This window comes from Nocardioides sp. YIM B13467, assembly GCF_042788075.1.
Classification (GTDB): domain Bacteria; phylum Actinomycetota; class Actinomycetes; order Propionibacteriales; family Nocardioidaceae; genus Nocardioides.
Map to the genome: position 1 here is coordinate 1 of NZ_JBHZPJ010000031.1, position 10,705 is coordinate 10,705.

The window sequence follows — 10,705 nt, forward strand, 5'->3', positions numbered from 1 at the left end:
ACCCCCCCTCGACGGGAGGTGGGTCACGGGGTCCAGTAGGGGTCTCGGCCGATGAAGCCGAGGAGCTGTTCCTGCGGGGTGGCGTCCGCCGGGACCTCGACCCTGGGACCGAACTGGCCGGAGGCGCGCATCGCGTCCTCCATGGCCGCGGCGCCGGCGAGCATCGTCGCGGCACGCTCGGCGCCGAGGTCGAAGTCGCGCCCCAGGGCGCGGGACAGGTCCCATGAGTGCATCCAGATGTCGGGCGTGTAGATCTCCGAGAGCGTCGCGTCGAGCGGCTTGTCACCCACGTGCGGATTGGAGACCATCCGGCCGGCGGGGTCGTCGAAGAGGGCCTGGATGTCGGCGGTGTGCGTCTTCCAGGCGGCGACGGGGTCGGCGGCGACATCGAGCGGCGCGAGATCCACACCGGCCGATCCCTGCAGGAACCCTCGCGACCACTCGATCAGATGCGAGACCACGTCCAGCGCGGTCCACGCCGCCACCGGACTGGGGCGAGCCCAGTCCTCGGCGGCGGCGGAGCCGACGATCTCGGCGAACCGGGCCGCGTCGTACGCGTGCTGCTCGCTGTTGCTCAGACCGGCGTTCACGAGAGCTCCGCGAGGAGCTCGTCGAGCTGCTCGTAGCCCTGGAGAACGCCCTTCTCCATGCCGCTGGCCATGATCGCGGCCTGGGTCTCGAAGGACTCGACGACGCTGAGGCCGGTCAGGCGGGTGCGGCCGCCGGGGAGCGGCTCGAGGGTGAGGAACTCCAGCGAAGCCCCGTCGGGTGCGCCGCGCCAGGTGAAGGTCTGCACGATCCGCTCGTTCTCGCGCACCTCGTGGAAGCTGCCGAAGAACTGGGTGAACTCGTCACCGTCACGCTCGGCGGAGTAGGCCCAGGAGCCGCCGGTGCGGAAGTCCCACTCGGTGATGTTCATCCCGACGTCGCGCGGGCCGAGCCACTTGGCGTACAGCTCCTTCTCGGCGTGGGCGCGGAAGACGAGCTCCGGGGGAGCGTCGAACTCGCGGACGATGGTGATCGTCGGGGTCTCCTTGGAGGCCTCGATCGTGGTCTCGTGCTTCGTGGTGGTCATGATGCGTCCTCTGCTCGTGCTGGTCGGTCTTCCTGCATCTCGGCGAGCAGTGCGTCCAAGCGCTGGTAGCGCTCCTCGGCCTGCTGTTGATATCTCTCGATCCATTTGGTCATGAGGTCGAACACCTCCGCTTCGAGACGTACGGGCGCGCGGCGCGACTCCCGGCTCACCAGGCCGGCGTCCTCGAGCACCTTCAGGTGCTTGGAGACCGCCTGGAGGCTGACGTCGTAGGGTGCCGCCAGCTCGCCGACCGTCGCGTCGGCCGACGAGAGCCGGGCGACCAGGTCGCGCCGGGTCGGGTCCGCCAGTGCCGCAAAGACTCGGGAGAGTCTGTCCTCGCTCATCTCGTACTCCTCAACCATTCGGTTGATAACGAGGCTAGGCTCCCATGGGTGGCATTGTCAACCGTATGGTTGAGTAACTTGCTTACTAGAAAACATTCCCCGGGGGACATCGGTTGCGGCACCATGTCTGTCAGTGCAAGTCTCCTCCTCGGGAAAGGCCTAGCCCCCATGAGTCCTTCGCGCCGTAGATCCATGAGAGTGACCGCTGTAGCAGCCGGTCTCCTCCTTGCCATCTCCCTCTCTCCGACCCAGTCCGCAGGCGCTGCTGAGAAGGACGACCGCCATCTCACCCAGAAGGCGAGGTCCCACGGCGTCACGTCGGAGCACGGGGCGTACGTCGGCTGGTCGACGCCCGGCTCGAAGGCGACGGGCGGCACCGCCAACGACACCCCGATCACCGCGCAGGCGACCGTGAGCGGCATCGACGTCTCCGGCCACCAGGGCAACGTCGACTGGGCCTACTGGTGGGGTCAGGGGAAGCGGTTCGCCTACATCAAGGCGACCGAGGGCACCTACTACCGGAACAGCACCTACTTCCCGCAGCAGTACAACGGCTCCTACAACCAGGGCTTCATCCGCGGCGCCTACCACTTCGCCAACCCGTCCGACTCGGGCGGCGCGGCGCAGGCCGACTACTTCGTCAACAACGGCGGCGGCTGGTCGGCCGACGGGAAGACCCTGCCCGGGGTGCTCGACATCGAGTACAACCCCTACAGCGGCGGCACCTGCTACGGCCTCTCCCAGGCCTCGATGCGCTCGTGGATCGCGGCGTTCCTGGACCGCTACCGCGCCCGCACCGGCCGCGACGCGGTCATCTACACGACCACCGACTGGTGGACGACCTGCACCGGCAACACCTCGCAGTTCGCCAGCGCTCACCCGCTGTGGATCGCGCGCTACGCCAGCTCGCCGGGCACCCTGCCCGCCGGCTGGGGCTACTACACCTTCTGGCAGTACACCTCGTCACCGTTGGACCAGAACACCTTCAACGGCGCGTACGACCGCCTGCAGGCGCTCGCCCGAGGCTGATCCTCCGGGCGCCGATCCGGGGTGGACCCCCGGTCCTCACAGACCCAGCTGGGTCTTCCAGGAGCCGAGGCCCGGGGTCCACTCGAAGACGCGACGCTCCTTGATCAGCCCGACCGCGAGGAACGGGTCGTCGTCCAGGGCCGTCTCGACCGTGTCGATCTCGCCCTCGAAGACGAGCAGGCCGGAGCCGTCGGAGGTGGGGCCGGAGAGCAGTAGGCCGGGCTGGCTCGCCAAGAACTCCCGGTGGGCGCCGAGGTGCTCGGCGCGTACGTCGGGGAGGTCGTTGTAGGCGTACAGAACCGCGACGATGGCCATCAGAGGTCAGCCCCGTCCGCGAGACGTACGTAGCCTCGCTCGGCCGGGATCAGCGCCGCCGCCTGGGTGTCGAAGATGCCCGAGCCGGCCTCGGAGTAGACCCGGTCGTGGATCGCGACCGTCTGGGAGGCGCCGACCTCCCGGGCGAAGTCGATCAGCTCGCTCGACCGCGCCCACGGCGCGGAGACCGGCAGGAAGAGTACGTCCACGGCCTGGCCGGGGCCGTCGAGTGCGTCGCCCGGGTGGAAGATCTTCGTGTCCCCGGCCTGGATCAGGTAGCCGGAGTTGTCGAAGTGCGGCAGATCGGCGTGGATGACCGCGTGCTTCTCGTTGATCGCGGTGACCGGGAGCCCGGCGTCGAACGACTCACCCGGCTTCACCACCGTGGTCCGCTCGTGCACCGCGGGGGCGCCCTTCTGGATCTGCGCCGCGACCGCGCCGATGGTGTAGATCGGCGCGTCGCTGCCCTCGAGGAGGGCGGGGTTGTAGTGGTCGGGGTGCTCGTGGGTGATCAGCACCGCCGTCGCGCCGTCCAGCGCCTCGGGCTGGGTGAACACGCCCGGATCGACGACCACCACCGCCCCGTCGTGCTCGATCCGGACACAGGCATGGCCGAACTTCGTGATCCTCATGCCGCCGAATCTATCGCGCGGCCTCTAGACGTCGGAGCGGACCATGTTGGCGAGCCACAGGCCGAGGAAGACCGGGAGGAGTACGCCCCAGCCCATCTGCACCGCGGAGTCCTCGGGCAGCGCGACCACGCCGATCACGGCGACGGCGCTCGGCAACGCCCCCGACACGATCGCGATCCCGATCTCGACGGCGGGATGGTTGCTTCGGGAGTAGGCGAAGTAGAACCCCATGGCCGCGGCAGCCACGGCGAAGAGGATGGTCAGCACCGCCGCGATCACCAGGAGCCGGTAGGCGCCAGGGGCGTCGTCGGGACGGTCGCCCAGCCACGAGATCGCCGACCAGAAGCCATAGCTGGCGCCGTCATCACCATCGTCGTGGACGATCCGGTACGCCGGTACCGAGATCATCGCGACGATCAGGAACGGAATCGTGAGCAGCTGCGTCCGGGCCAGCCGGTCGGCGTTCTCCTCTCCTTCGCGCAGGGCTGTGCGGATGAGGCCGTCCGAGTTCTCCATGAACGGAGGTTAAGACAAGGCGTCCCGGATCGGGACGAACTTGGCTTGGGTCTCGGCCAGCTCGGTCTCCGGATCGGAGCTCGCCACGATGCCGCAGCCGGCGAAGAGACGGGCGGTGCGGTCGTCGATCATCTCGGCCGTACGCAGTGCGATGCCCCACTCGCCGTCGCCGGTGGCGTCCATCCAGCCGACCGGACCGGCGTAGCGGGCGCGCTCCATCGACTCGATCTCGGCGATGAGCGCGACGGCGTCCTCGCGCGGGGTGCCGCCGACGGCGGCCGAGGGGTGCAGCGCGGCGGCCAGATCGAGCGAGCTGACCCCGTCGCTGGCCACGCCGGTGATGTCGGTGGCCAGGTGCATCACGTTGGGGAGCTTGAGCACGAAGGGCGCATCGGGCACGTTCATCGAGGAGCAGTGCGGCTCGAGCGCGTCGGCGACCGACCTGGCGGCGTACTCGTGCTCCTCGAGGTTCTTCGAGGACTCGGCGAGCGACGCGGCGAGAGCGTGGTCGAGGTTCTCCTCGCCGGTGGGCCAGATCGTGCCCGCGAGCACACGGGAGGTGACCAGGCCTCGCTCGCGGCGTACGAGCAGCTCAGGGGTCGCGCCGAAGAGGTCGTCGACGTGGAACGTCCAGCAGGTCGGGTATGCAGCGGCCAACCGCCGCAGCACGGCGCGGATGTCGATCGGGGCGCTCGCCGCGGCCAGCAGGTCGCGGGCGAGGACGACCTTGTCGAGGTCTCCGTCCTGGAGCCGGGCGACGGCGTCGGCGACGATCCGCATCCAGTGCTCGCCATCGACGTACGCATCGGCGAAGACGACGTCGCGCGGCGCCTCCGGCTCGGGTGACGGGGTCAGCACAGGAGGGGGCGCGGCGGCCGGACCGACGGTGGTCACCCAGGCGTTGTCACCACGCTTGCCGACGACGACCGCGGGCACCTTGAGCACGGAGAATCCCGGCAGGTCCGAGAAGGCGAAGGAGCCGAAGCCGACCAGGCCGGTGCCGGGCTCGCGCACGGGATCGGAGACCGTCGAGACCGCCGCCAGCTCCTCGAACCACTTGGCCGCGTGGGCGAACCGCTCCGGCCCGGACGTACGGATCTCGGCGGCGGTTCCCCAGCCGACCAAGCCCTCGCCGTGGCGGACCCAGGACAGAACGCGGCGGCGGGCGGGCAGCAGCGCGAGCAGGTCGTCGAGCGTCTCCGACCCGGCATCGAGTGCCACGGTGGTGGCTACCAGGGACTGCTGTTCAGACTCGCTCACGCCCCCAGGGTATCGGCGTGGTGTCGGCGAGGACGAGTCGAAGTGAGGTATAGCATCCGCCCCAGTTGCCATACATCACCATGTGGGTTGTAGCGTGCGCTGGCGTGAGTACCAACAAAGAGCAGTCGTTCATCGCAGAGAACGGCATCACCCTCGGCATCATCGCCTTGGCCCTCTTCGTCGTGCTGGGCGTTGGCCTGCCACGGTGGGTTGGCGACTCCGAATCCCACTCGGGCGTGAAGATCACGCTCCCGGAGACGCTGTCGGGCGGCTACAAGCCTGCGGACGAGAAGTCCTCCTACGACCTCGACGTGATCAAGGAGCAGGGCGCGTCCGAGGAGCAGCTGGACCTGTTCATCAAGCAGAACGCCGCCAGCTCGAAGACGGAGGACCGCAACGTGTCCGACGCGCTCGGGTTCTCGATGGCCTCGCGCACCTACATCACCAAGGACATGAAGAAGTCCGTGATGATCCGTGCCTTCGCCGGCGACGGCAGCGCCTACTACGGCGGTGGCGAGGTCTCGAAGGTCGGCGACAACGTCTGCTACTCCAGCGCCGACCAGTCGACCGGTCAGACCCAGGCGACCTGCTCGCACGCGTCCGACGACCTGACCGTCCAGGCGACCGCTGCCTCGAAGAAGGACGCGGCGAAGTACGCCGACGAGATCTTCGAGAAGCTCGCCTGAGTTCGGTCCCGGACGCAGACCGAGACAGAATCAGCCCGTGACCCGAGCAGATCTGGACAAGCAGCCCGGCGAGGTCCGTCGGATGTTCGACGCCGTGGCCAAGCGCTACGACGTGACCAACGACGTGCTCTCGCTCGGCCAGGACCGACGCTGGCGACGCGAGGTCATCAAGGCCGTCGCCCCGTTGCCGGGCGAGCTCGTGCTCGACCTCGCCGCCGGCACCGGCACCTCGTCCCAGCCGTTCCTGGACGCGGGCGCCGAGGTGGTCCCGACCGACTTCTCGATCGGGATGCTCCAGGTCGGCAAGCAGGCCAAGCCCCACCTGCCGTTCACGGCCGGCGACGGCACCAAGCTGCCCTACCGCGACGCGACCTTCGACGCAGTGACGATCTCGTTCGGTCTGCGCAACATCGTCGACCCGGCGGCGGGCCTGCGTGAGCTGCGCCGGGTCACCCGCCCCGGCGGCCGGATCGTGGTCTGCGAGTTCTCGCACCCGACCTGGAAGCCCTTCCGGACGGTCTACGTGGAATACCTGATGAAGGCGTTGCCGCCGGTCGCTCGGGCGGTATCGTCCTCCCCGGACGCCTACGTCTACCTCGCCGAGTCCATCCGCGCATGGCCCGACCAGGCAGGCCTCGCTGCCATGCTCTCCGCGGCGGGTTGGCAGGCTCCGACCTGGACGAACCTCTCGGGTGGAATCGTCGCACTTCATCACGCAACCGCTTGATCTCTGCGAAAGTTCAACTATGACCACGACGTTGCCATGGGACGGCATCTTGATGCCTCGCGAGGCCTACGGGCCCGCAGCGGTCAAGGCCAGGGACTCACTCACCGACGCGGCCGCACAGGGCGACTGGCGCCGCGCGCTCTCGCAGGTGCGCAACGACTACACCGTCGGCGTCAACACCTGGAAGATCGGCGGTGAGTCGATGTTCACGCCGCTCCACCACGCCGCCTACCTCGGTGCTCCGCGGGAGACCGTCCAGGAGCTGCTCTCGCTTGGTGGGGTCAGGTCCCTGCCCACCGCCCACGGTGAGACGCCCTACCAGCTCGCCCAGCGGCGCGGTCACGACCACCTGCTCGACATGCTCGACCCCTACTTCCGTCCCGGCACCCCGCTCGGCGACAACCTCGAGAACGTCAACCTCCACGTGAACACGACGCTCGCGGAGCTGACCGCCGAGTTCCGCGGCGAGCACCAGCTGCGTACGTTCGACGTCCGGCTCATCTCCGAGGAGGGCGGCCCCGACGAGGCCTGGTTCACCGCCCCGGGGATGTACGGCGGCATCCGGATCGGCATGTTCTGGGGTCGTGCCCACCTGGAGTACAACTCCCGCATGGGCGACTCCTACGCCGTCGTCGGCCCGGAGGGCTCGGCCTACGTGAGCCGTTCCAAGCGCGCCGTTCCCGCCCTCCCCGCCCGCTGACGCTGAGCGGCATGCGAAGGTCGTCCCATGGACGACTCGACTGCCGACCTGATCATCGACCTGAACCCGCTCCCGGACGAGATAGTCGGCCGGCTGCGGGCTCAGCTCGAGTTCATCGCCGAGGCCGACAAGCTGAAGACGATCCTGCGTGCCTCCCCGCTGGCCGCGGCCGACCGCCGTGAGAACGACGCCGAGCACTCCTGGCACCTGGCGCTGATGGTGCTGCTGCTCGCCGAGTACGCCGACGAGCCGATCGACGTCGGGCACGCGATCAAGCTCGTGATCATCCACGACATGGTCGAGATCTACGCCGGTGACAGCCCGGTCTTCGACGCTGCCGCGGTCGTCGACCAGGTCGAGCGCGAGATCGCTGCCGCTGAGCGGCTCTTCACGATGCTGCCGCCGGATCAGGCGGGTGAGATCCGCGCCCTGTGGGACGAGTTCGAGGCTGCTCAGACCCCTGAGGCGCGCTTCTGCAAGGCGATGGACCGCCTCGAGCCGATGCTCCTCAACTGGCTCAACCGCGGCGGCACCTGGGGCATGCCCGGTGCCACCGAGTCCCGCGTCCGCGCCCGCGAGGCCGGCGTCGTTGCCGCGAGCACGACTCTCGGCGAGGCCACCGACGCCATCGTCCGTGCCGGGCTCGCCAAGGGCTGGATCCGCCCCGACCCCGATTGAGTGAAGCTTCCCGTATCCGGGCCGGGGTCACCCCTGGCGATTGCGTCATTGCTGGATAGGGTGCACCCTCATGACCCCCACCGCCGATGAACTCTCTGTTACCTGGATGCCAGCGGCCGCCGACCGGCGTCGCCTTGCCGTGTCACTGGCGATCACGAAGGCGACGAACTGGCGCATGTGGGCCGTGTTCATGGCAACGACGGTCGTCAGCATTTTCGTGCTCGGCCTCGTCGTCGGAGACAGCTGGAAGCCGGTCATCATCAGCTATCTCGTGGCGGTCGCCGTGTTGGTACCGATGCTGGTCCTCGTCCCATCACTGCGGGCACTACGTCGCTATCGGCCCAGCGAACCAGTAACGGCGAGCGTGATCAACGGCGAGTTTCGGGTCGTCTCGTCGAGGGCTACCTTCGCGATTCCGCTGGTTCGCGTGAGTGGCGTGTCGACGCGGCGCGGCATCGTGACGCTACGCACTACGCGTCCTACCGGGATGCTCCTGGTTCCCAGCCAGCTGATCTCTGCGGGGGTCTACGAGCTACTGTCAGCAAGCGAGGCGTCAGGTGACGCATCATCGGCGCAGTCGGTGAGTGCGGTCCGGGAGGGGATGCGGGAGGTGACGGTGACGCGGGCGCTTCAGTGGCATCTGACCTTCGCCTCGGTGAGGTTGGCCTTCAGGTGGTGGGCGCGTGTATTCATGGGCCTGCTAGTGGCGTTCGGGCTGGTGCTCGTCTGGGCCACCGGCGACTGGGCGCCATTTGTGCGGCTCGCCTTGCCGCTCACCCTTGTCGTTGCCGTGCTGGTTCTCCCGCGACACCTTGCTACGTGCACGACCTGCCCAGCGGGCAGCGTGATCAGCGGTGCCTACGGGCCCGGGTTGACGCTCCGTACGCCGTCGAACATGTTCAGCATCACCGAGGCGGATATCGCGCGCCGACTGGTCACTCGTCGCGCGGTCGCGTTCAAGATCGGTCCAACGATCATCTCCGTGCCGCGTACGTTCGGTGATCGGTAGCTTCGTGAGGGTTCCACCATCGAATGAACCTCAACATTCCCTCTGGGGTATCCAGTACGCTGCGGCGACCCTGAACTGCGGGATGCCAAGGAGCCCTTCGTGGATGTGGATGTGGTGCCGGGCTCGGTGACGGACTGGACCGTCACGCTCGAAGATCAGCGTCGGCTCAAGCGGGCCTTGGTGGGGTTGCGGCTGCGGATGTGGGCGTACTGGATCCAGGGGTTGGCTCTGCCCTTGGTGGTGGCCGGTCTCTTCTGGCTCGGGATGCCAGATCCGGGTATGGGCCCTGTCGGCGGAGCCGTCGAGCTGGCGGCGACGGCCGTCCTCGGGGTCGCCATCTTGCTGATCCAGCTGGCGGCGCCCCTGTGGGGGCTGCGTCGCCAGGCGGAGCGCGAGCTCCCGGTCGGCGCCACGCTCACGGCGTGGACGACGCCCACAGGCCTGGGCGTGCGTACGCTCAACCGACTCACCTTCTACCCGTGGTCGCGGCTGTCGCAGGTCGAGGTGGGGCCGGTGCTCGTGCGGTGTCGACAGGACGGTCCGAACACCCTGGTCATGCCGGCGTATCTTCCGACCGGGCCAGATGAGCTGGCGCGGTGGGTCGACTTCCCGGCCCAGCTGATCGGGCCGGAGATCAGGCGCGAGCTGGCGGACAGAGCAGGCCGTACGCCGGTGGCGGCGCCGCTGGCGGGGGCTCCGATCGTCGTCGATCGGACGCTGCGGTGGCGGCTCTTCCGGGCATGGTTGCGGGCGCAGTCCGGCGCCTTGGTGTGGGTGCTTCCGGCCGTCTTCGGCCTCAATGCCCTACTCCAGCTGGAGATCGGCTCCTTCTGGTCCGCGACCTTCTGGGTCTTCATGGCCCTGTTCATTCCGCTCACCTGGCTGCTCACCGGTACGGGCCGGATGTCGAGGGTGTATCCCGTCGGTGCCAGCGTCGTCGGGTCCGTGGGCGAATGGCTCGAGATCCAAGGGCCGTGGGGGAGCGTCGCCTGGCACCACACGTGGCTGCGGCACCGGCGGACGACCAAGCACACCGTGACGTACGAGATGGTGTCGGTCGGCCCAGATGGACGGCCGGCGTCCCAGACCAACGCCGAGAAGCGGATCGTCGTGATCCCCCGAGCCTTCCTCGACACGCCGAGGCCGGCCGTCAGCCCCCAAGTCTGACCCGCCACAACCCCGCCATGGCGTGGTTGTGCAAGCGTTTGCCGCCGGATGCGCCCGCACTTTCCTGCCATGGCGGGAAAGTGCCCGCGCGCCATTTCGGCAACCCACTTGCAATCCGTCACAGGAGTGGCAGGATGTGAGTTGGCCCACATTGTGATTCTATTCACAAAGTCTCAAGAAGGGGTGGGCCGCTCAGGGTAGGAGGCGAGATGGAGCTCTACGTGCCGGTGCTCGCGTTGGCGGGACTGGCGACGCTCTTCGCGGTCGGTTCGGTGATCATGAGCTCGGTCGTCGGACCGAGCCGCGCCAACCAAGCCAAGGCGGATCCCTACGAGTGTGGGATCGAGGCCACGCCACAGGCGCTGGGCGGTCGCTTCCCGGTGAAGTACTACATCACCGCGATGCTCTTCATCATCTTCGACATCGAGATCATCTTCCTCTACCCGTGGGCCGTCAGGTTCGACGCGATGGGATGGTTCGGCCTCGCGGAGATGGGCCTGTTCCTGCTGACGGTGTTCGTGGCGTACGCCTATGTGTGGCGCCGCGGCGGATTGGACTGGGACTGAC

Annotated in this window: 15 protein-coding genes; 8 read left to right on the forward strand and 7 right to left on the reverse strand. The window is 68.2% G+C overall.

Going from position 1 to position 10,705, the window contains the following annotated elements:
* Window positions 1-23: 23 nt before the first annotated feature.
* The 3 genes from ACFX43_RS06600 to ACFX43_RS06610 are packed head-to-tail and all read right to left on the reverse strand — an operon-like array spanning window position 24 to window position 1,419.
* On the reverse strand, window positions 24-590 hold the full coding sequence (locus ACFX43_RS06600) for a TIGR03086 family metal-binding protein (RefSeq protein WP_378818502.1): 567 nt from the start codon (window positions 588-590) through the stop codon (window positions 24-26).
* Window positions 587-1,075, reverse strand: a complete 489-nt coding sequence (locus tag ACFX43_RS06605) for an SRPBCC family protein (protein ID WP_378679698.1) — start codon at window positions 1,073-1,075, stop codon at window positions 587-589. The genes ACFX43_RS06600 and ACFX43_RS06605 overlap by 4 nt, the downstream gene beginning before the upstream one ends.
* On the reverse strand, window positions 1,072-1,419 hold the full coding sequence (locus ACFX43_RS06610) for an ArsR/SmtB family transcription factor (protein ID WP_378818505.1): 348 nt from the start codon (window positions 1,417-1,419) through the stop codon (window positions 1,072-1,074). The genes ACFX43_RS06605 and ACFX43_RS06610 overlap by 4 nt, the downstream gene beginning before the upstream one ends.
* A 192-nt stretch (window positions 1,420-1,611) precedes the next feature.
* Between ACFX43_RS06610 and ACFX43_RS06615 the strand changes: the two genes are divergently transcribed.
* The gene (locus ACFX43_RS06615; RefSeq protein ID WP_378818508.1) at window positions 1,612-2,448 is read left to right on the forward strand and encodes a GH25 family lysozyme; all 837 of its coding nucleotides are present in this window, start codon (window positions 1,612-1,614) and stop codon (window positions 2,446-2,448) included.
* 36 nt (window positions 2,449-2,484) lie between these two features.
* Here ACFX43_RS06615 and ACFX43_RS06620 read toward each other — a convergent pair whose 3' ends face one another.
* From ACFX43_RS06620 to ACFX43_RS06635, 4 genes are read right to left on the reverse strand one after another with little or no spacing between them, the layout of a single operon-like run.
* On the reverse strand, window positions 2,485-2,763 hold the full coding sequence (locus ACFX43_RS06620; protein WP_378818511.1) for a YciI family protein: 279 nt from the start codon (window positions 2,761-2,763) through the stop codon (window positions 2,485-2,487).
* The gene (locus ACFX43_RS06625) at window positions 2,763-3,395 is read right to left on the reverse strand and encodes an MBL fold metallo-hydrolase (RefSeq protein WP_378818514.1); all 633 of its coding nucleotides are present in this window, start codon (window positions 3,393-3,395) and stop codon (window positions 2,763-2,765) included. The genes ACFX43_RS06620 and ACFX43_RS06625 overlap by 1 nt, the downstream gene beginning before the upstream one ends.
* Before the next feature lie 24 nt (window positions 3,396-3,419).
* A complete protein-coding gene (locus ACFX43_RS06630; RefSeq protein ID WP_378818517.1) occupies window positions 3,420-3,911 on the reverse strand; it encodes a hypothetical protein in 492 nt (163 codons plus the stop codon).
* A 9-nt stretch (window positions 3,912-3,920) separates the two neighbouring features.
* Window positions 3,921-5,171: an isochorismate synthase MenF gene (locus ACFX43_RS06635; protein WP_378818520.1), complete on the reverse strand. Its 1,251-nt coding sequence runs from the start codon at window positions 5,169-5,171 to the stop codon at window positions 3,921-3,923.
* 104 nt (window positions 5,172-5,275) lie between these two features.
* Here ACFX43_RS06635 and ACFX43_RS06640 point away from each other — a divergent pair, with 104 nt between their 5' ends.
* The 7 genes from ACFX43_RS06640 to ACFX43_RS06670 all read left to right on the forward strand — a co-directional run bounded on the left by ACFX43_RS06640 (window position 5,276) and on the right by ACFX43_RS06670 (window position 10,704).
* On the forward strand, window positions 5,276-5,857 hold the full coding sequence (locus tag ACFX43_RS06640) for a hypothetical protein (RefSeq protein ID WP_378818522.1): 582 nt from the start codon (window positions 5,276-5,278) through the stop codon (window positions 5,855-5,857).
* A 37-nt stretch (window positions 5,858-5,894) separates the two neighbouring features.
* A complete protein-coding gene (locus tag ACFX43_RS06645; protein WP_378818525.1) occupies window positions 5,895-6,584 on the forward strand; it encodes a demethylmenaquinone methyltransferase in 690 nt (229 codons plus the stop codon).
* A gap of 19 nt (window positions 6,585-6,603) precedes the next feature.
* Entirely contained in the window at window positions 6,604-7,284 is a 681-nt protein-coding gene (locus ACFX43_RS06650; RefSeq protein WP_141802429.1) for an ankyrin repeat domain-containing protein, read from the forward strand.
* A 27-nt stretch (window positions 7,285-7,311) separates the two neighbouring features.
* Entirely contained in the window at window positions 7,312-7,962 is a 651-nt protein-coding gene (locus ACFX43_RS06655; RefSeq protein WP_378818529.1) for an HD family hydrolase, read from the forward strand.
* A gap of 70 nt (window positions 7,963-8,032) precedes the next feature.
* The gene (locus ACFX43_RS06660; RefSeq protein WP_378818531.1) at window positions 8,033-8,971 is read left to right on the forward strand and encodes a hypothetical protein; all 939 of its coding nucleotides are present in this window, start codon (window positions 8,033-8,035) and stop codon (window positions 8,969-8,971) included.
* A gap of 99 nt (window positions 8,972-9,070) precedes the next feature.
* Window positions 9,071-10,138, forward strand: coding sequence for a hypothetical protein (locus ACFX43_RS06665; RefSeq protein WP_378818533.1), 1,068 nt, complete (start codon window positions 9,071-9,073; stop codon window positions 10,136-10,138).
* Window positions 10,139-10,347: 209 nt separating this feature from the next.
* Window positions 10,348-10,704, forward strand: a complete 357-nt coding sequence (locus tag ACFX43_RS06670) for an NADH-quinone oxidoreductase subunit A (protein ID WP_008356428.1) — start codon at window positions 10,348-10,350, stop codon at window positions 10,702-10,704.
* Window position 10,705: the final 1 nt, after the last annotated feature.